The sequence below is a fragment of the Caulobacter sp. FV1ye6ST genome, from assembly GCF_058681225.1.
On the sequence record NZ_CM178733.1, the window covers coordinates 3,951,755 to 3,972,596 of the forward strand.

At 66.6% G+C, this 20,842-nt stretch carries 13 protein-coding genes; 5 read left to right on the forward strand and 8 right to left on the reverse strand.

From position 1 onward, the window contains the following. Nucleotides 1–96 precede the first annotated feature (96 nt). From ggt to ACW175_RS18835, 5 genes are all read right to left on the reverse strand, one after another. Nucleotides 97–1,923, reverse strand: a complete 1,827-nt coding sequence (ggt, locus tag ACW175_RS18815; RefSeq protein ID WP_492101514.1) for a gamma-glutamyltransferase — start codon at nucleotides 1,921–1,923, stop codon at nucleotides 97–99. Between the two features lie 46 nt (nucleotides 1,924–1,969). After that, nucleotides 1,970–5,227 carry a TonB-dependent receptor gene (locus tag ACW175_RS18820; RefSeq protein ID WP_492101515.1) on the reverse strand — a complete coding sequence of 1,086 codons (3,258 nt, stop codon included), beginning with the start codon at nucleotides 5,225–5,227 and terminating at the stop codon, nucleotides 1,970–1,972. A 120-nt stretch (nucleotides 5,228–5,347) separates the two neighbouring features. Beyond that, on the reverse strand, nucleotides 5,348–6,352 hold the full coding sequence (locus ACW175_RS18825) for a FecR family protein (protein ID WP_492101516.1): 1,005 nt from the start codon (nucleotides 6,350–6,352) through the stop codon (nucleotides 5,348–5,350). After that, nucleotides 6,316–6,906 carry an RNA polymerase sigma factor gene (locus ACW175_RS18830; protein WP_492101517.1) on the reverse strand — a complete coding sequence of 197 codons (591 nt, stop codon included), beginning with the start codon at nucleotides 6,904–6,906 and terminating at the stop codon, nucleotides 6,316–6,318. The genes ACW175_RS18825 and ACW175_RS18830 overlap by 37 nt, the downstream gene beginning before the upstream one ends. A gap of 90 nt (nucleotides 6,907–6,996) precedes the next feature. Beyond that, nucleotides 6,997–8,661, reverse strand: a complete 1,665-nt coding sequence (locus tag ACW175_RS18835) for an MFS transporter (RefSeq protein WP_492101518.1) — start codon at nucleotides 8,659–8,661, stop codon at nucleotides 6,997–6,999. A 222-nt stretch (nucleotides 8,662–8,883) separates the two neighbouring features. Between ACW175_RS18835 and ACW175_RS18840 the strand changes: the two genes are divergently transcribed. The 3 genes from ACW175_RS18840 (at nucleotide 8,884) to ACW175_RS18850 (ending at nucleotide 10,340) form a co-directional block, all read left to right on the forward strand. Continuing rightward, nucleotides 8,884–9,054 (forward strand): hypothetical protein, encoded by a 171-nt coding sequence (locus ACW175_RS18840; RefSeq protein ID WP_492101519.1) that lies wholly within the window; start codon nucleotides 8,884–8,886, stop codon nucleotides 9,052–9,054. A 140-nt stretch (nucleotides 9,055–9,194) separates the two neighbouring features. After that, nucleotides 9,195–9,806 carry a peptidylprolyl isomerase gene (locus tag ACW175_RS18845; RefSeq protein WP_492101520.1) on the forward strand — a complete coding sequence of 204 codons (612 nt, stop codon included), beginning with the start codon at nucleotides 9,195–9,197 and terminating at the stop codon, nucleotides 9,804–9,806. A gap of 18 nt (nucleotides 9,807–9,824) precedes the next feature. Beyond that, nucleotides 9,825–10,340, forward strand: a complete 516-nt coding sequence (locus ACW175_RS18850) for a hypothetical protein (protein ID WP_492101521.1) — start codon at nucleotides 9,825–9,827, stop codon at nucleotides 10,338–10,340. Between the two features lie 21 nt (nucleotides 10,341–10,361). Here the strand turns inward: ACW175_RS18850 and ACW175_RS18855 are convergent, their stop codons facing one another. From ACW175_RS18855 to ACW175_RS18865, 3 genes are all read right to left on the reverse strand, one after another. Continuing rightward, nucleotides 10,362–11,927, reverse strand: coding sequence for a tryptophan halogenase family protein (locus ACW175_RS18855; RefSeq protein ID WP_492101522.1), 1,566 nt, complete (start codon nucleotides 11,925–11,927; stop codon nucleotides 10,362–10,364). Nucleotides 11,928–11,937: 10 nt separating this feature from the next. Then, the gene (locus ACW175_RS18860) at nucleotides 11,938–13,491 is read right to left on the reverse strand and encodes a tryptophan halogenase family protein (RefSeq protein WP_492101523.1); all 1,554 of its coding nucleotides are present in this window, start codon (nucleotides 13,489–13,491) and stop codon (nucleotides 11,938–11,940) included. A 138-nt stretch (nucleotides 13,492–13,629) separates the two neighbouring features. Next, complete coding sequence (locus ACW175_RS18865) at nucleotides 13,630–16,746, reverse strand: TonB-dependent receptor (RefSeq protein WP_492101524.1); 3,117 nt, start codon at nucleotides 16,744–16,746, stop codon at nucleotides 13,630–13,632. 649 nt (nucleotides 16,747–17,395) lie between these two features. Here ACW175_RS18865 and ACW175_RS18870 point away from each other — a divergent pair. Together ACW175_RS18870 and ACW175_RS18875 are read left to right on the forward strand one after the other, a co-directional pair. After that, a complete protein-coding gene (locus ACW175_RS18870; RefSeq protein ID WP_492101525.1) occupies nucleotides 17,396–18,439 on the forward strand; it encodes a LacI family DNA-binding transcriptional regulator in 1,044 nt (347 codons plus the stop codon). Between the two features lie 58 nt (nucleotides 18,440–18,497). Then, nucleotides 18,498–20,780: a beta-glucosidase family protein gene (locus tag ACW175_RS18875; RefSeq protein WP_492101526.1), complete on the forward strand. Its 2,283-nt coding sequence runs from the start codon at nucleotides 18,498–18,500 to the stop codon at nucleotides 20,778–20,780. The last annotated feature ends 62 nt before the right edge of the window (nucleotides 20,781–20,842 follow it).

The window sequence follows — 20,842 nt, forward strand, 5'->3', positions numbered from 1 at the left end:
ATCTCGTCTCCACAAACCAAAATCGGCGCCGGGAGGGCAGTCCCGGCGCCGATGGATCGCGTCCCAAGAGGTCTCTCAGGTGGGGGGAGCTGACCTCTAGGGGGCGATCGCCTCGGCTCCCGGACGACGCGGATCCGCGCCGCCCAGGAAGAGACCCTTGTCGATCATGATCGACTGGGCGGAGCCCATGGTCTCGTCCGAGGATAGGGGGTGGCCCATGGCCTTGAGGGCGGCCACCGTGTCGGGATTGAAGTTCGGCTCGACGCGCAGGTTGTCGCTGGCGTCTTGGAAGATGCGCGGCTGGTGGGTGGCCTCGGCCACGTTCAGCTTGAAGTCGACGACATTGACGATGACCTGCAGCACCGTGTCGATGATCGTGCTGCCGCCGGGCGTGCCGGTGATCAGCCACGGCTTGCCGTCCTTGAAGATCATGGTCGGCATCATGGTCGACAGCACACGCTTGCCCGGCTGCAGGGCGTTGGGCGGCAAGGGACGTCCGCTCTTCCGAGCCCGCCACGCCGCGGCGTGCGAGTAATTGTTCATCTGGTTGTTCAGCACGAAACCCGCGCCAGCGACCATCACGCCCGAGCCGAAGTCCGCGCCCAGGGTGAAGGTGTTGGAGACGGCGTTGCCGTCCGCGTCGGCCACCGAGAAGTGGGTGGTGTTGTGGCTCTCGAACGCCCAGGGATCGCCAGCGCCCATCTCCTTGGCGCTCTTGGCCCGGTCCGGGTCGATCAGCTTGGCGCGCTCAATACCGTAAGCTTTGGACGTGAACCCGGCGAGCGGGACCTTGACGAAGTCGGTGTCGCCCAGGAACCGCGAGCGGTCGGCGTAGCCCAGCTTCATGGCCTCGGCCATCAGGTGCAGCGACTTGGCCGAGCCGGGGCCGGAAGCCTTAAGATCGAACTGCTCCAGGATGTTCAGCATTTCCAGCAAGGTCGCGCCGCCGGCGCTGGCGGGCGGCGAGGTCTTGACCGTCAGGCCGCGATAGGTCCCCTCCAGCGGCTGGCGGACCACGGCCTTGTAGGACGCCAGGTCCTCGGCGGTGATCAGGCCGCCATGGGCCTTCATGTCGGCGGCGAAGCGCTGGGCGATCTCGCCCTTGTAGAAGGCGTCCGCGCCCTTGTCTGCGATCTGGCGCAGCGACCAGGCCAGGTCCGGCTGCTTCAGGATCTCGCCGGCGCGATAGAGCTCGCCGCCGGCCTTGTAGAACGCCGCCTTGCCGGCCGCGCTCTCGGACAGGCGCTCCTTGCCCCAGCTGAACACGAAGGCCTCGTCGGGCGACAGGGCCACCCCGTCGCTGGCCAGCTTGAAGGCCGGCTCGACGACCTGCTTCCACGGCAGCCTGCCGTACTTCTGGTGGGCCAGATAGAGACCCGCCACCGTGCCCGGCACGGTCGGGGCGCGGTAGCCGCGCGAAGAGACGTCGTCCATCTCCTTGCCGTTCTCGTCGACGAAGGTCTCGAGCTTGGCGGCCTTGGGGGCGATGCCCCGATAGTCGATGAAGACCGTTTCATGGCTCTTGGCCATGTAGACCATCATGAAGCCGTCGCCGCCGATATTGCCGGCGCGCGGAAGGGTCACGGCCAGGGCGAAGGCGGTGGCGACCGCGGCGTCCACGGCGTTGCCGCCCTGCCGCAGGATCTCCACGCCGACCTTGGTGGCGAGGGCGTTCTGGCTGACTACCATCCCCTTCTCGCCCACGACCGGCGAGTGGATGCTGGGATATTCCAGCAGCTGCTTCTTCTGGGCCAGGGCCCCGCTCGAAGCGATCGGCGTGAAGGCGAGGGAAATAGCGGCCAGGCTGACCGAGACGAGACGAATGAACTTCACAGCGGCCTCGTATTCATAAGGCCGCTCTTCCCGGCGAAAGCCGGGACCCAGATCATAAGGCTGTGCTCGAGTAAGACGTGGTGCGGCCAAGCCCTACGATCTGGACCCCGGCTTTCGCCGGGGAGAGCGGACGGGATTAGAACTTCTTGGATAGGTTCATGTACCAGTAGCGGCCCGTGGAGTTGTGCAGGGCGCCCGAGTAGCCGAAGTTGGACGCCGAGATCGGCGGATCCTTGTCGAACACATTGCGCGCGCCGATACGGACCGTCGAACCGCCGAACATGCCGTCCTTGAAGGCGTACTGACCGTACAGGCTGAGCGTGGTCCAGTCCTTGATCGGGAAGTACTCGCCGTTCACCTGCGCCGGGCCGGTGTCGTAGGCTTCGCCGACATACTGCACGAACGCGCCGGCGCCCCAGCCCTTGTAGCGCCAGGTGAAGCTGGCGGCGCCGCGGAACTCGGGGAAGCCGTCCATCTTGATCTGGTTACCGGCCGACGAGATCGTCAGGCCCGGCAGTTCGCCAGCGGCGACGGCGCTCTGCAGCAGCGACTCCAGCGGGCTGGCCGCCTGGTCGTACTTCAACAGCTTGGCCACATTGACCGACAAGCCGAAGTCGCCCCAGGGGGTGTCGTCAAGGTCGTAGGCGACGCTGAAGTCGGCGCCCTGGACCATGCGCGGCTGCAGGTTCTGATAGGTGTCGTTGATGTAGGCGATGTTGCCGACCGTGGCCGCGCCCACCGGAGCATCGCGGACGACGTTCGGGTTCGAGGAGCCGTGCAGGCGCAAATAGTAGTCGTAGGCGATGGCGTTGTAGCCGCCCACGACGCCGATGACGCCCTTCTCGCGGATCGACCAGAAGTCGGTCGTCAGGGTCAGCTTGCCATACTGGGCCGGAATGAAGGTCGGCTGATAGACGAAGCCGACCGTGGCGTTGTCGGCCTCTTCCGGCTTCAGGTTCTTGTTGCCGCTGCGCGACTCGATCGTGCTGGCGGTCGCGCAGGTCGTGCCGTTGATGCGGCAGGCGCCATAGTCGATGCGGTTGTTCGAGACCGTCGCGCCGTCGCTGTAGAACTGCGGCAGGTTCGGAGCGCGGAAGCTCTGCGAGACCGAACCTCGGAAGGCCAGGCCGTAGCCGACCTTCCAGTAGATCGCGCCCTTGGGCTTATAGACGCTGCCGAAATCCGAGTAGTCCTCGCCGCGCGCGGCGATCTGCAGGCTGATCTCCTCGACGAACGGGATGTTCATCTCGGGCGAGATGACCGGCACGGCCAGTTCGAAGAAGGCCGACTTGACCGAACGGCTGCCGTGCACGTCCGGCGAGCCCGAAGCGCCCAGGACGTCGGTGTTGTAGGTCACGCCGGTGACGCTGTTGGTGTACTTGATCTTGCCGTCCAGGCGGTCGTCACGGTCGTCGTCATAGGTCTCCCGGCGCCACTCGACACCGGCCGCGAAGCCGACGTCGCCGCCGGGCAGCCGGAACAGGTCCTTCCTGGAGACCTTGAAGTCGGCCAGGGCCAGCGAGGTCTCGCTGATGCGATAGACGTTGATCAGGAACGAGTTGATCGTGTCGCGGCTGTTGGGCGAGGTGTCGCCCAGCGAATAGTTGTCGAGGTTGCCGCCGTTGAACGGGTTGTAGGCCGACGCGTCGGTGCGGTTCAGCGCCTGCTGGAACAGCGTGTTGCTGATCGCGTTGTGCGTCATGTCCTTGGTGCGAGCCTTGGAATACAGCGCCGCCGAATCCCACTTCCAGCCGTTCCACGAACCCTTCAGCCCGCCCAGCAGGCGGTAGCTGTCGTCCGTCACCGTGTAGGTGCGCGGCCCGGTGTCGACCACGCGATAGGTCAGGATGTTCATCGCCGCGCCGCCGGTCGGCACGCCGGTCAGGTTGGCCAGGCGGTTGACGCTGCCCACGGGACCGAAGGGGTTCCAGTAGGCGTTTGCCGCGATGGTGATCGGGGCTGTGCTCAGCGGCGCCGACTGCTCGCGGCTGCCGGTGAACAGGGCGTGGTAATAGCCCGCCTCGCCATAGGCCGTGATATCGCCGAAATCGTGCTCGACGGTCGAGAACAGGTTGGTGCGCTCGACGCCGCCCTTGAGGGTGCGGTCGGGGTTTTCGTCATAGCGCAGCACGCGGTCGGTCGCGCCCGTGATGGTGCCGGACTTGATGCAGATGCCGCCGGTCAGCACGGTGCTGGAGCAGCCGGCCGCCGTGTTGCTGACGGGCTCGATGTGGAACACGCCCGAGGTCGTCAGGGCGCTCGTCCCCTGGCGCACCGCCGTGGTCGCCGGGATCAGGGTGAACGATCCCCACGGGCTGGAGGTCGAGCGGCTGTCGAAGGTGGTGTTGTCCGCCCACGGCGTGTCGGCGACCTGCGCGCGGTGGTCTTCGCTGGCGGAATAGTCGCGCTCGCTGGCGTTCAGGCGGCTGCGGCCCGTGTAGTTGCCGAAGAAGGTCAGGCGTGTGCCGTCTTCCAGGCGCGTGCCGGCCTTCACGTTGAACGAGCCTTCGCGGTAGCTGGTGCCTTCCGAGCCGCCGTACTGGGCTTCCATCTTCAGGCCGCGGAACTTGGTGTCGAGCACCGTATTGACCACGCCGGCCACGGCGTCGGTGCCATAGATGGCGGCGGCGCCGTCGCGCAGGACCTCCACGCGCTTGACGCCCGCGACCGGGAACGAGTTGGTGTTGACGGTCTGGACCGGCACCAGGTTCTCGGTCTGGCTGCCCGGCGCCAGCACGGCGCGGCGGCCGTTCAGCAGGGCCAGAGTATTGCCGGTGCCGAGGCTGCGCAGGTTCAGCGAGGAGACGTCGCCGCGCGCGTCGTTCAGGTTGCCCGTGGTGCGGGCTTCCTGGAACGTCACGTCGCCGGCCTGCGGGATGGCGCGGAACAGCTCGTCCCCCGAAACCGCGCCCGTGGCGATGATCTCGTTCTCGCCGACCACCGTCACCGGCAGAGCCGCGTTGGTGCGGGCGCCTTCGATCTGCGAGCCGACGACCACGATCGCTTCGACCGTCTGGGCCTCTTCACTCGTCGCGCCGGCCCCCGCGCCAGGAGACTGGGGGGAGACGGCCGAGGCCTGGCGCAGCGTGATGGTCTTGCCGTCGTCGGAGGCGACGACCAGGCCGGCGGCCTTGGTCAGGCGCGCCAGGGCGTCGGCGTCGGCGACGTCGCCGGTCACCGCCGGCGTGGTCTTGCCCGAAGCCGCCTCGAACGGGAACAGCACCTGCTTGCCCGATTGCTTGGCGAAGGCCTGCAGCGCGTTGACCGCATCGCCAGCTGGAATGTTGAAGCTGTGCCGGGCCTCTTGCGCCAGGGCCGGACCGGCCAGGACGACAACGGCGGCGGACGCCATCAGGAAGCCGCGGACCGTGCGGCGGCGAGTGTCGATCGACATTTTTCTTGGTAACCCCTCGGGGGCGTCATCCATCCCCATGGGAAGACGCCTTCAACCTGACCGACGCGAGGGCTCCCCGTTTCCGCCACTCGGCCGGAAACTTTTTCAGCCCACTTTTTCTCAGCCCGCCTTTTCGGCGACCGCGCGACGCGACAGGCGAATAGCGCCATCGGCGCCCGCGCCGGCGCGCACTGGGAAGGCGCTGGTCACCGCGCTGACGAAGCTGTTGGGCTCGGTGGTCTGGAAATAGCCGGCCAGGCGCAGACCCGAGATCGAAGGATCGGCGATGCGTATCTGCTGCTTGTTATAGCGGTTGAACTCGGCCACCGCCTGTTCCAGCGACTGGCCATTCAGGGCGATCGCCCCCTGTCGCCAGGCCAGGGCCCGGTCGATCTCGCTGTCCGACACGGCGTGGGAGCGGCTGCCGGCCGAGCTATAGATGGCGGTGACGCCGGCCTTCAGGCGCAGATCGTCCTTGCGCTCGGTCGGGGCGGCGTCTAGGTCGACCGCGCCGCGCTTGACCGTCACGGCCGCGCCGTCCGAGCGCAGGCGTACGGCCATCTCGGTGGAGCCGTCGGCCTGCATGACCGCGTGGGCGGCCTTGATCACGAACGGGCGGGCGTCGCCCTTGGCGGCCTCGAACACGGCCTCGCCACGAACCAGCTTCACCTCCCGCACGCCCTTGCGGTAGCGGACTATGACCTTGCTGTCGGTATTCAGCTCGATGCGGCTGTTGTCGCTGAGGACCACCACCCGGCGCTCGCCGATGGCGGTGGCGTAGGCCGTGCCGCCGTCGAAGGTCATCGCGCCGGCCACGACCAGGGCGATGGCGGCGGCGGCGGCCATGCCGCGCGCCCAGGGCGTGCGCGACACGCTCGGGCGGCGCTCGGCCAGCAAGTCGCGATCCGGACGCTCCATGCCCGGACGCATCGCGCGCAGGCGCTCCAGCCGCGACCAGGCGGCGGCCTCGCGCTCATAGGCGGCTTCATGCTCGTGACTGTCGTCGCGCCACACCTCGAAGGCGGCGCGATCGGCGGCCGAGCACGAAGGATCGTCAAGCCTGACCACCCAGAGGGCGGCCGCCTGCCTCACCGCTTCGCGTCGTGATCCCGTTTCGCGCTCCATGAGCGTCCTTCGTCGACCTTACTCTTGCGTCCGATACGACGTCCCAGCTTGTCGGAACAGTACCGAAGGCCCTTCACCAGATGCTTCTCAACAGTAGAGACGGATAGCCCGAGCCGAACCGCTATATCGTCAGGCGAGAGGCTGTAAACTTTTCTCAACGTGAAGACGCGTCGGCATTGAGTCGGAAGTTCGGCGATCGCTTCGACCAACAGCCGAAGCTCCTCGCGTGATTCGAGCACCATCTGCGCGGTGGGCGCTTCGTCGATCGGCTCTATGCGGTCGAAGTCGGCGACGGCGGTGATGGTCAGGACCTTGCGGCGGCGCAGCGCATCAAGCGCGCAGTTGCGCAGGATGCGGGTGGCGAAAGCGCCCGGATTTCCGATCTCGCGCCAGGTCTTGCAGGCGATAGCGCGGGCGAAGGTGTCGTGGACCAGATCCTCGGGATCGGTCTGGCCGTCGCGGCAGAACCGACGCGCATAGGCCAGCAGGTCCGGCTCCAGCGGCAGGATTTCGCGCCTGAACCAGGCGCGACGGTCATCGTCTTCTTGCGCCATCGACGCTCCCCTCGACGTCCAGCCAAGCGGATTAAGGGCGCGATGGCAACCCGGCGGCGACACGACCGGCGGGTTGCCAGGGTCCGCTGCCTAATCGTCGATCACGTTGTGGCGCGTGTCCTTCAGGAACAGACCACCGATAACCGCGGTCACCGAGGCGATGATCACCGGGTACCAGAGCCCCGAATAGACATCGCCCGTCGCCGCAACGATCGCGAACGAGGTCGTGGGCAGGAAGCCGCCGAACCAGCCGTTGCCCAGGTGGTAGGGCAGCGACATGGCCGTGTAGCGGATCCGCGTCGGGAACAGCTCGACCAGCATGGCCGCGATCGGGCCGTAGACCATGGTCACGTAGAGGACCAGCAGGGCCAGCAGGCCGATGACCTTGGGCTTGTCGACCAGCTTGCTGTCGGCCTTGGCCGGATAGCCGGCGACCTTCAGCTGGTCGCCGAGATCAGCCTCCCAGGCCTTGCGCGCGGCGGCGAAGGCCTTGCCGGTCGCGCCCTTCGCGTCGAAGCCCGACAGGGTGACGCCGCCGACCTGCACGGTGGTCGGCGCGCCCGGGCTGGCCTCACGCACCGAATAGGTGACGCCGGCCTTGGCCAGATAGGCCTTGGCCACGTCGCAGGCGGTGTTGAACCTGGCCTTGCCGACGGGATCGAACTGGAAGGCGCAGGTGGCCGGGTCGGCCGAGACCGTCACGGGCGCCGAGGCTTCCGCCTGGGCCAGCAGCGGATTGGCGTAGGTGGTGATCGCCTTGAAGATCGGGAAATAGGTAGCCGCCGCAAGCACGCAGCCGGCGATGATGATCCACTTGCGGCCGATCTTGTCCGATAGCCAGCCGAAGAACACGAAGAACGGCGTGCCGATCAGCAGGCCGCTGGCGATCAGCAGGTTGGCCAGGGCGCCGTCGACCTTCAGGGTCTTTTCCAGGAAGAACTGGGCGTAGAACTGGCCGCAGTACCAGACCACCGCCTGCCCCATGGTCAGGCCGAACAGCGCCAGCAGCACGACCTTGAGATTCTTCCACTGGCCAAAGGCCTCGGCCAGCGGCTTCTTGGTCCCCTTCCCCTCGGCGATCATACGCTGGAAGGTCGGGCTCTCGTGCAGCTTCAGGCGGATCCAAAGCGACACGCCCAGCAGCAGCAGCGAGACCAGGAACGGCACGCGCCAGCCCCAGGCCTTGAAGGCGTCCTCGCCCAGCTGGGTGCGGACGACCAGGATGACCAGCAGGGACAGAAACAGACCCACGGTCGCCGTGGTCTGGATCCAGCTGGTGTAGAAGCCGCGCCGGCCCTCGGGGGCGTGCTCGGCCACATAGGTGGCGGCCCCGCCGTACTCGCCGCCCAGGGCCAGGCCCTGGACCAGGCGCATGACGACCAGGGCGATCGGCGCGGCGATGCCGATCTGCTCGTACGACGGCAGCAGACCGACCACGAAGGTCGAGACGCCCATTAGCAGCATGGTGATCAGGAAGGTGTTCTTGCGGCCCCAGATGTCGCCGAGCCGTCCGAAGATCACCGCCCCCAGCGGCCGGATCGCGAAGCCGGCGGCGAAGGCCAGCAGGGCCAGGATGAAGCCGGTGGTCTCGTTGACGCCCGAGAAGAAGTGGCCGGTGATGATCACCGCCAGCGAGCCGTAGAGATAGAAATCGTACCACTCGAACACGGTGCCGAGCGACGACGCCCCGATCACCAGCACGTCGCGTCCCCTGCCCTGCTTCGACGCGGGCGCGGCTTGGCTGTCAGCCCCCATTACGCTTGTCCCTTCCCTCGATCGCGCCGCGTGTGTCCCGCGGTCGCCCCAAATGCGAGAGGACCCTAGCTCGACGAACGCGACTCTTGCGACCAAGGAAATCTGGTAGCGGTCACTTTTCGCGACATTGCGCCACAGGCCAGGCGCTGAGGCGGACGGAGCCCGCTGTCGTCCTTGGTTCTCGCGAGGCGCTTTGTCTCGCGAGAACCGATGGAGTTCAGAATGAATATCTCCAGCGCCACCGCCGCCGTTCAGATGACGGCCATGCGCAAGCCGGAAGCCGCCGAGCGTGGTCCCGACCGGGACGGCGACGCCGACGACGGCGCCCGGTCCGCTCCCGTCGCGGCGAAGCCGGCGGCGGGAACGGGCTCGCGGGTCGACACCTGGGCGTAAGACCCAGTTCGACCACGGGGACCGCGGCTCGCAACGTCCCTATGGCGAGCCGCGGCCTTCACGGGCAAGGACAGTCGACGTCATCGCCCGGCTCGCGCTAAGCATCGTCCACGTTCCCGCGTGACGAGGCCCGCAACGCCATGACCCTTCCCACGATCGGCCGCCGGGCCGCCTTCAGCCTGATCGCCGCCCTCGCGATCCTGTCCGCCCCGCCGAGCTTCGCCGCCGGCAAGCCGCGCGTGGCGATCGAGACCGACAAGGGGACCATCATCGTCGAGCTGGAAGACAAGAAGGCCCCGATCACGGCCGCCAACTTTCTGACCTATGTCGACCGCCACCGCTTCGACGGCGGCCAGTTCTTTCGCGCCAATCGGGCCAAGGGCGCGCCGGGCGCCGGCTCGATCCAGGGCCAGCCCAAGCCCTATTCCCGCCGCGCCCCGCCGATCGCCCACGAGAGCACGCTGAAGACCGGCCTGAAGCACACGGCCGGCGCCATCTCGATGGGCCGCGACGCGCCCGGCTCGGCCACCGCCGACTTCTTCATCTGCGCCAGCCCCCAGCCCTATCTCGACGCCAAGCCGGGCAAGTCCGACGCCGCCCAGGGCTACGCCGTGTTCGGCAAGGTCGTGCAGGGCATGGACGTCGTGAAGAAGATCCTTGCCGGCCGCACCGACGGCCCGACCAACGTGCCGTCGATGAAGGGCCAGATCCTGAACCCGCCGGTGAAGATCATCGCGATGAAGCGGGTCTGATCGTATTGGGAGGCAAGCATGACCGGGAAAGATATGTGGCTGCTGGTGCTGGGAGCCTTGCTCGGAGTAGGCTCCTCTCTATTCGCAAACTTCCTTAGTGGTCCGCTGCTTGCCGGTATAACCAGCTATCGCGTGATCCACTTACTAGCGAAAATCCCAACTACGGGCATCCCTGGTTTCGAGGGCAATTGGGACGTCATCTGGGAAACCGATTCCGATCGCTTTGAATCTTCAAATTCAGCCCCCGTAACAATGTCAACTTTCTGGTCCTGGATATCTTTCGAGGCAGGCTATCAACTAGGATCAGAAATAATTCTCTATCGATTTGTTGGTCGAAATCGTGGAGGGAAAATTTCCGGTTACTGGTTTGATAAGCGCAGCCACGAGGGCTACCACGGCCAGTTCCAGGTTTTACGGTCTGGTGATCTGAGAACAGCTTCTGGCGCTTGGCTGGGTTTCTCAACAACCTCAAACGTACGCTCGGGTAAAATGACCTGGGTGCGCACTTCATGCGCACGGTCAGCCGTTGACTGAACTCGCGGACCGAAACGCCTTCTAAGCCACCGTCTTGAACGGTGCGGCCACCGGTTGCGGCGGCGGCGCGGGGCAGTTCGCGGCCAGGAACTCGCCGTGGCTGGGCAGGCCCGCGACCTGGGCGGCCAGCATCGGCTTCGACTGGTCGAGGGTCCGCGAAATGACCTCGTAGGGTACGGTGTCGGCCAGTTGCTGATAACGCTGGGGTCGCACGCCCATGCCCTCCATGACCGACTGCCAGGACGGGTTGCGGAACATCTCGTCGACGCCTTCGCGCAACACGCCGTGGGCCTTGAACAAGTCCATGCGGGTCTTGAGACTGCCGGGGACCGGCGCCTGGCGGACATCGCGCCAGAACGGCGTGTCATCGCGCTGGGTCGTGCAGTAGTGCAGCACGATGAAGTCGCGGATCTCCTCGTAGTCGGCGGTCATGCGCCGATTGTACTCGGCCGCCAGAGCGGGGCTGAAGTCGCGGTCGGGGAAGAACCGCAGCAGGAAGTCCATGCCGCGATAGATCAGGTGCAGGGCCGTCGATTCCAGCGGTTCGATGAAGCCGCCGGCCAGGCCCACGGCCACCACGTTCTTCTCCCACAAGCGCTGGCGCATACCGGTCTTGAAGGCGATGAACATCGGTTCCATCAGCATCGGGCCCTGGACGTCGCGCACCAGGGTGGCGCGGGCTTCGTCATCGCTGATGTGCCTGGAGCTGAACACATATCCGTTGCCGGCCCGGTGCTGCAGCGGGATGCGCCAGCGCCAGCCGGCGTCCTCGGCCTTGGACAGGGTGTAGGGGGGCGGTTCGCCGATGTTCTCCGTCTGCACCACCACCGCGCGGTCGCACAGCAGCATGTCGGACCAGTCGTTGAACGGCACGTCCAGGGTCTTGCCGATCAGCAAGGCGCGGAAGCCCGAGCAGTCGATGAAGAGGTCGCCCTCGACCTCCTGGCCGTTCTTCATGACGACCTTGGCCACCGAGCCATCCGGGTGGGTGACCACGTCGGTGACGATACCTTCGGTGCGCTTGACGCCGCGCGCCTCCGCGAAGTCGCGCAGGACCTTGGCGATCCGGCGCGCGTCGATGTGCAGGGCGTAGCTGGCGCCGGCGATCAGCGACCGTTGGGCCTTGAAGGGCAGCATGAACTTGCCCTGGTCGGCCATCACCGTGCCGGGCGCGAAGTCCTGCAGTTCCGAGGGATGGCCGTTGGCCTTGGCCCGCAGCCAGCACTGATAGAACTCGTGCGGACCGATCGGGCCGCCGATGGCGCCGAACGGGTGATAGTAGTGCTGGCCCTTCCGCTTCCAGTCCTCGAACCGGATGCCCAGCTTGAAGCTGGCCTGGGTGGCCTGGATGAATTCGCGCTCGTCGATGCCCAGGCTGGCGATCAGTTGCAGGAACGGCGGGATGGTCGACTCGCCGACGCCGATCGTGCCGATCTCCTCGGACTCGATCAGCTCGACTTCGCACCTTGCTTCTTGGGCAGCCCCCTTCTCGAAATAGTGGGCCAGCATCGCCGCCGAGATCCAGCCGGCCGAGCCGCCGCCGACGATGACGATCTTCTTGATGGCGTTAGGGTTGGTGTTGGTCATCGGCGTGATCCTACTCAGCCGCTACTTCCGAGCGCGCTTGCGCGCTCGGCGGAGATGGGGGCGCGGGTCGGCAATACTGGTCGAGGAAGGCTTCGTGCGGTGGGGCGTTGGCCACCACCTCGCGCACGGCCTTGCGCATCTCGGCGAGCGGGGCGCTAAGGGTCTTGGGGTCGATACCGTCCAGCGACGGATCGACCGTCTCCGGCAACAGCTCGAAGCCGGCATAGATCGCCATCCAGCTGGGCGGAGCGAACATCTCCCAGCGATAGCGGACGAAGTGGCCGCGAGAGCGGAAGAGGTCGACCTTGCGCCGCAACGCCTCGGGCAAAACGACCTTGTTGCAGTCACGCCAGAAGGCGGTGTCGCCGCGCTTGTTGGCCCAGTAGTGCAGGATGATGAAGTCGCGCACGCGCTCCATCTCGCGCCTGGACCAGTCGTTGAACTCGTCGACGATCTCGGGGGCGAAGTCCTTGTCGGGAAACAGCGCCTTGATCTTCTCGATGCCAGTCTCGATCAGGGCGATCGAGGTGCTTTCCAGCGGCTCCAGGAAGCCCGAGGCCAGGCCCAGGGCGATGACGTTCTTGTTCCAGACCTGCTTGCGGCGGCCGGGATTGAAGCGGATCAGGCGCGGTTCGTGCAGCAGCGGATCGGGGATCGCCGCCTTCAGCTCGACCAGGGCGTCCTCGTCGCTTATGTGGCGCGAGGAGAAGACGTAGCCGTTGCCATAGCGGTGCTGCAGCGGGATGCGCCAGCGCCAGCCGGCGGTGTGGGCGGTGACGTCCGTGTACGGCATGGGGTCCCCCACGCCCTCGCTCTGCGCCGCCCAGGCGCGGTCGCAGAACAGCACGTCGTTCCAGTGCTCGTAGCCGGTCTGGAGGGCTTCCTCGATCAGCAGGCCGCGGAAGCCCGAACAGTCGATGAAGAGGTCGCCCTCGACCGTCTCGCCGGTGTGCAGGTCCAGCGAGGCGACGAAGCCGTCCTCGGGACGCAGATTGACCTTGGTGATCTTGGCGTCGACGCGGCGCACGCCGTTCTCCTCGGCCACCCGTCGCATGAGTTGGGCGAACAGGCCGGCGTCGAAGTGCAGCGCCCAGTCGAAGATCGACAGGGTCGAGGCCGGGTTGCGGCTGGGGGCCATGAACTTGCCGGCCTGCGCCAGCGATGCGCCCAGCGAATAGTCGGCGATGTCGGTCGGCTCGCCGGCCTGGGCAAGCTTGCGCCAATAGTGGTGGAACGGCACGCCGCGCAGGTCCTGGCCGAAGTGGCCGAACGGATGGATGAACGACTGGCCCTCGCGCACCCAGCCGTTGAAGCGGATGCCCAGCTTGCAGGTCGCCCCCGTGGCCCGCATCACCTCGATGTCGGTCAGGCCCAGCTGGTTGTAGAAGGCGCGGATGGTGGGGATGGTCGCCTCACCCACCCCGATCGTGCCGATCTCGGCGCTCTCGACCAGGGTGATCTCGAGCGGGCCGCCCTGGAAGTGCCGCCGCAGCGCGGCCGCCGCCATCCAGCCGGCCGTGCCGCCGCCGACGATCACGAGCTTGCGGATTCGATTGTCCTGCATGGGCTTGCTCCCGACTCCGGTTCTATCGCCCGGTTATCTCCAGGCTATCGGCTCAGCCCCGGACCGGACAGGCCTCGCCTCCCAAAAAAGTAGCCGCCGCGGGGGTCCGCGGCGGCTGCAGGAGGTCAGAGGGATCTTTTACCAGCGGGCGCGGATACCCAGCGTGTAGCGGGGCTCGAACTCGTTCTGGTTGGCGTACTGGGTCTTCCCCTTGGCGAAGCGGAGGTAATAGTCCTCGATCTCGCCGGTCACGTTGGACCCGTTGAAGTAGACCGTGACGTTGTCGCGGACGTTGTAGCTGACGTTCACGTCCACATAGCCGGTGGCCTTCTGCATGATCGGGATCACGCGGTCGCCGCCGCCGCCCATCGTGCCGGAGAGGCGCGCGGTGCGGTAGTTGTAGGCGACACGGGCCTGCAGCTTGTCGTCCTGGTACCAGCCGACCAGGTTGTACTGGTGCTTGGAGTTGTCGAAGAACGGGATCTCGTCGCCCGCGAGGTCCAGACGGCTCTCGTGGCTGGGCGAGTAGGTGTAGTTCGTATCGACGCCAAAGTTCGACAGCAGGCCCATGTCCGGGATGATGTCGCTGAAGGCCAGCTTGGCGCCGACTTCCAGACCCTTCACCGAGCCGCCATCGCCCTGGATGGGCAGGCTGACATTGACCGTGCGGCGGATGACGCCGTCCTGGTCGGGGAACTGTCCGGTCGTCTGGCCGCCGGTCACGAAGCTGTCGATCTTCAGCTTGAAGGCCGAGATGTTCAGCATCGAGGCACGACCGAAGTAGTATTCCACCGCGCCGTCGATGTTCGACGAACGCCACGGATCCAGGTTCGGGTTGCCCGAGGCGCTGGCGCCGGTGACGCAGCGGACGTTCGGCAGGCTGGCGCCGCAGTCGGCCGTGAAGATCGACAGACCGCCGCCGTAGTTGCCCAGATCCAGCGGCTGCATGGTCTTGGCGTAGGCCGCGCGCAGCTTGATGTGGTCGTTCAGGTCGTAGACCGCGTTCAGCGACGGCAGCCAGTCGGTGTACTTGCGCTTGGTGACCTGGTCGCCGGCGTCGGCGTTGGTGTCGCCGTAGTTGCGGGTGTCGCCGGTCAGGTTCTGCTTCACGTCCAGTTGGGTCTGGATCACGTGCACGCCGAAGTTACCGCTCAGGGCGCCGATCGCGAAGTCGAAGGCGCCGAAGGCGCTCTCTTCCTTCAGGGACACGTCATAGGTCTGGCCCGGCACCTGCACGCGGATGGCGCCGCCGAACACCTTCTTGTGGAAGGCCTCGACATTGTCGAAGTCGCGCGGATCGATGGTCCAGAAGCCTGGCATGCCCGAGGTGACGCCGCCTAGGTCATCGACCCAGATGACGTTGTTGTAGGTCGACAGCTTGGTCGGCTTGTTGACCGTATAGCCTTGGAACACCGGCTTGCCCGTGACCGGATCGGCCACGAACTCGCCTGCCTGGCACTGGTTCTGGTTCATGACGACGTCGATGGCCTTCCACTGGGCCTCGCAGCCGCCGGCCGGCACGGGCGTGCCGTTGGCCTGCACCGCGCCCGGCGTGCCGCCGTAGAAGCTGGAGAACAGGTGGAACTGCTCGACGCTGACCGAGCGGTCGCTGAAGCGGACGCCGGCGTCGACCTTGGTGATGAAGCCCAACAGCTTGTCGTCGAACTTGTAGTGCCCGTCGGCGCGGAACACGTTCATGTCCGAGTCGACTTCGTTGTTGCCCTCGGACGAGAACGCGCCGATCGCGTAGCTGTCCTTGTTGGCCATGTAGTCCTTGAGCGTCTTGCCAGCGCCCAGACCGCCCGAGATCGGTGTGTCGAAGCCGCTCCACACCGGGTGATCGCCGCTGATGTTGTAGTGCAGCTGCGGGTTCTGGCCGTAGCCCAGCGGGTTCGGGTTCAGGTAGCAGCCGCCGGCGCTGCCGGAGATGGCGTTGCTTCGCTGGGTGGCCGGGTACTGGTCGCAGATCGCCTTCGGATAGAACGGGCCGCGGGTGCGGTCATTGGCGTCGCGGAACAGGTTGAAGCGGCCGTCGGCATAGCGCCAGTTCGACAGATCACCCTGGGCCTGGCCGTTCATGCTGAGACGGTTGCCGTCAGCCCGGATGGCGCGGGTCTCGAAGGTGAACGGACCGCCGTTGTCGTAGTTCAGTTCGAGGTTGTAGTTCTTGGTCTTGGACTTGGTGACCCGGTTGACGGTGAACGAATTGATCCACCAGGCGTCCAGGTCGTACTCGTCGACGGCGATCCAAGGCCGGCCGTTGCCGCCCGTCGGGCTGTTGACGCCGGTCGTCTCGAACGCGGTCGGCTTCGTCCAGACGCCGAAGGCGCCGCCGTCCCAGCGGTTCGAAATGTTGATGCCGGCCCCGCGGTTGTATTCGTCGAGCTTGGCGTAGAAGCCCTCGGCGATCAGGGTGAAGCCCTCGCCAAGGTGGGCTTCGAACGAGGCGTTGACACCCAGCCGTTTGCGCTCGACGACGCGGTTGAAGCTCTCATAGCCGTGCGGCGAGACGAAGTTGTTGGCGGCGGAACCACCCCAGTCGTTGTTGCCCGACAGGCCCACGACGCCCGAGGAGTTGTTGCCCAGGTTCGACTTGCTGTTGGCGGCCGAGATCATCAGGCCGACATTGTCGTTGCGCCAGTTGACGACGCCGTTGACCAGATAGTCGTCCTTCTTGGTGCGGTCGCCGCGCTGGGCTTCGGCCGCGCCGGTCATGGTCAGGCCGTTGCTGAACTGGAACGGACGGCGGGTGCGCAGGTCGATGGTGCCCGACACGCCCGACAAGGCGTTCTTCGGGTTGGTCGACTTGTAGACCAGCACCTGGTTCATCAGCTGCGAGGGCACGTCCAGCAGGTTCGGCTGGGCCGAGCCCATGTTGCCGGCGCTGAGATACTGTTCGCCGTTCAGCAGGGTGATGACCTGGGCCAGACCGCGGATGTTGACCGTGGCGCCTTCACCGGCGTTACGCTGGATCTGCACGCCCGAGATGCGCTGCAGGGAGTCGGCGATGGTGACGTCGGGCAGCTTGCCGATGTCTTCCGCCGAGATGGCGTCGACGATCGAGGTTTCCTTGCGCTTGAGGTCGACCGATTTCAGCTGCGAGCCGCGGACGCCGGTGACGACGATTTCCTCGACCTGGGTCTGACCGGCGTCCTGGGCGAAAGCCCCGGTGGCCAGAGCCAATTGCGACGCGCCGGCGACCAGCGCCAGCGTCAGGCCGCGCTTGAGCACGGCTTTCCTTGCTTCCTGTGACAATTCCTCGCTCCCCAAATTAGTTCGTTCTTGTTGGACGCCCGCCCGCCGCTCGCGCCGCCGCTCTTGTCGGTGGCTTTCGAGAAACGTTTGAGGCTTTTGCGGACCCGGCCGTCGCATGTCTCGCGATCGGACAAGGTCTTCGGCGGCCCCGGCGCCCGGACTTTCGAGTCCGGCCCCGCGCCTTCCTCGAACGCTGTCACATTCTCCAAATGTCCCGAGCAAGTCAACAAGAATGTCAACGTTGTCATTCTTGCGAGACAAGGGTTTTAGCCAAGCGCGGCCACCCCTTAAAGCCAAAGAGTCAAGGCCGACTGACGCGCCAAGACTTTCGACCCCGCGCGACTTATCATTGTTTTATATCATCTTTTTTAAAATAAGACACCGGTGTCGTAAGACGGCGCTGTACCGCTACCATAGCAATGCCACCGAGCCCGGATCGCCGCGCGGCGACGCCCAATCGCCCGAAGCAGCCTCCCAGGAATGTCCCGCAAATGTCCTTCCGCCTCGACTTTATGACCCATTTTTGTCCTGACGCCATGACATCAGGGACAGCATGGACTATGGCTTTGGACGTTAGCCGCCTTGTGGACGCCGCCTTTCGTTGTTGGGGTAGCGCCGACAAGCTTGACGGTTAGGGATACGGGGACCCATGACGACGATCACCGACGTGGCCGAACGGGCGGGCGTTTCGCCCAAGACCGTCTCCCGCGTTCTCAACGATCACGACAGTGTCAGCGCCAAGACGCGCGACCGTGTCCGTGCGGCCATGACCGAGCTGGACTATCAGCCCAGCGCCGTGGCCCGCAGCCTGCGCTCGCAGGGGTCCGGTTCGGTCGGCGTATTGATGGGCGACCCGTCCGGCGGCTACCACACCCGCGTCCACCACGCGCTACTGGTGGCGTGCGTCGAGACCGGCCGCCACCTGTCGGTCGACCTGTCCGAGGGCCCGATCCCCGGCTGGGCCGACCGCGTCCGCGCCTTTGTCCGGGACGGCGGCATCCGCGAGATGATCCTGCTGCCCCCGGAATGCGACTTCGGCCCTATGAAGGAGCTGATGCGCGAGCTGGACGTGCGCTGCGTGCTGATCACCCCGACCACGCCCGATCCGCAGTTTCCCGCCATCGGCATGGACGATCGCGCCGCGGCGCGCGAGGTCGTCGAGCACCTGTTCTCGCTAGGCCACACTCGCATCGGCCACATCGCCGGCCACCCGGACCACGCCGCCAGCACCCATCGCCGCAACGGCTTCTTCGAAGCCTATGCCGCGCGAGGCCTGCCGCGCCCGCCGCCCGAGCTGGTCGTCGGCGGCGAGTTCACCTTCAAGACCGGTCTCGACGCGGCCCGCCAGCTGCTGGACATCGACAATCCACCGACCGCGATCTTCGCCGCCAATGACGACATGGCCGCCGCCACCTGCATGGAAGTGCAGCGCCGCGGCCTGCGGATCCCGGACGACGTCTCGGTGGTCGGCTTCGACGACGCGCCCATCGCCGGCGTGATCTGGCCGACCCTGACCACGATCCGCCAGCCGTTCGACCAGATGGCCCTGCGCGCGATGCACACCTTCGCCGCCTGGAGCGCCAACGAAGGCGCCGGCAAGACCAACACCCCTTTCCTCGCGCAGCACAGCCTGGTGGTGCGCGAATCCACCGGTCCAGCCCGGAGCGGCCCGCCGCCTCGGCGAAAGACTTGAACCCCTCCCCGACCCGGTCCGAGAGCCGCGCGGGGCCTAAGAACACGACGGAGGAAACATGACTCGGACGACCTGGCGGGGCCCGCGGCTCGCCCTGCTGATCGGCGCTTCCGCCTTGGCGCCGACCGCCGCGCCGGCCTTGGCCGACACCGCCAGCAAGCCGGCGGCCGCCCCCGCCCACGCGTGGTTCAACGCCAAGCTCTCCGCCGACGCCCGCGCCGACCTGGCGCTGAAGGCGATGACCAACGACGAGAAGTTCACGGTCATCTTCGGCTACTTCGGCTCGGACATGAAGCCGAAGTATACGCGCCACAAGGACTCGCACGACGCCTCGGCCGGCTATGTCGCGGGCGTGCCGCGCCTGGGTATCCCAGGCCAATGGCAGACCGACGCCGGGGTCGGCGTCGCCACCCAGGGCAGCCACCAGGACCTGCGTCCGCGCACCGCCCTACCCTCGGGCCTGGCCACCGCCGCAACCTGGAACCCCGAACTGGCCTTCAAGGGCGGCGCGATGATCGGCAAGGAGGCCCGCGACTCGGGCTTCAACGTCCAGCTGGCCGGCGGCGTGAACCTGATGCGCGATCCCCGCAACGGCCGGAACTTCGAATATGGCGGCGAGGATCCCTGGCTGGCCGGCGCGATGGTCGCCGCCCAGATCAAGGGCATCCAGTCCAACCACATCATCTCGACGATCAAGCACTACGCCCTGAACGGCCAGGAAACCGGCCGCTTCGTGGTCAGCAGCAACATCGACGACGCCGCCGCCCGCACCTCGGACCTGCTGGCCTTCCAGTTCGCCATCGAGCAGTCGGACCCGCACTCGGTGATGTGCGCCTACAACCGCGTCAACGGCGACTACGCCTGCGAGAACGACTGGCTGTTGAACACCGTCCTGAAGAAGGACTGGGGTTACAAGGGCTACGTCATGTCGGACTGGGGCGCCGACCACTCGTCGGCCAAGGCGGCCAATGCCGGCCTCGACCAGGAATCGGCCGGCGACGCCTTCGACAAGCAGCCCTTCTTCGCCGCGCCGCTGAAGGCCGACCTGGCCGCCGGCCGTGTCAGCCAGGCCCGCATCGACGACATGGCGCGCCGCGTGCTGCGCGCCATGTTCGCCAGCGGCCTCGTGGACCATCCGGTCGTCAACCCGGCCCCGGTCGACCTTCCGCCCGCCACACTGGCCGCCCACGCGAAGATCACCCAGGCCGACGCCGAGGAAGCTATCGTCCTGCTGAAGAACGACGGCGACCTCCTCCCCCTGGCCAAGACCGCCAAGACCATCGCCGTGATCGGCGGCCATGCCGATGCCGGCGTACTGTCGGGCGGCGGCTCCTCTCAGGTCTATCCGGTGGGCGGCCGCGCGGTGAAGGGCCTGGAGCCCAAGACCTGGCCGGGTCCGGTGATCTACTATCCGTCCTCTCCGCTGAAGGCGCTGCGGGCCCGGTATCCGAACGCCAAGATCACCTATGACGACGGGACCGACACCGCGCGCGCCGCCAAGCTGGCGGCCGAGAGCGAGCTGGCGCTGGTCTTCGCCGACCAGTGGACCACCGAGTCCGTCGACGTGCAGGACCTGAACCTGCCCATGAACCAGGACGCCACGATCGACGCGGTAGCCTCCGCTCAGAAGAAGACGGTGGTCGTGCTGCTGACCGGCGGTCCGGTGGTCATGCCCTGGCTCGACAAGGTCGGCGCCGTGGTCGAGGCCTGGTTCCCGGGCACGTCGGGCGGCGAGGCCATCGCCCGCGTCCTGACCGGCGAGGTCGACGCGACCGGCCGCCTGCCCGTCAGCTTCCCCAGGAGCGTGGCCGACCTGCCGCGTCAGAAGCTGGACGGCGTCGGCAAGGCCGAAGGCGAGATGTTCGATGTCGACTACAATGTCGAAGGCGCCGCCGTCGGCTACAAGTGGTACGACCTCAAGAAGATCGAGCCGCTGTTCCCGTTCGGCCACGGCCTGTCCTACACCCAGTTCGCCTACGCCAACCTCACGGCCAGCGTCGCCGGCGGCAGGGTCACGGTCAGCTTCGACGTCAAGAATGTCGGGGCCCGCGCCGGCAAGGACGTGCCCCAAGTCTATGTCGCGCCCACGACTGGTGGCTGGGAAGCGCCCAAGCGCCTGGCCGGCTTCAAGAAGGTCTCCCTCGCCCCCGGCGCGACGCAGCGCGTGAGCCTGACGGTCGACCCGCGCCTGCTGGCGGTCTGGGACGGCAAGGCCCACGGCTGGTCGATCGCGGCTGGCCAGTACGACATCGCCCTGGGCTCTTCGTCCCGGGCTCTTTCCTCCACCGCCCAGGTCACCCTGGCGGCCCGGAGCCTGCCGGTTTCCCCGACAGGCAAGTGAGGGGTGCGGGGCTTTTCCACCCTTGCCCCGCATCCGTCAGTCTCTTCCCCTCTCGGGGCGTC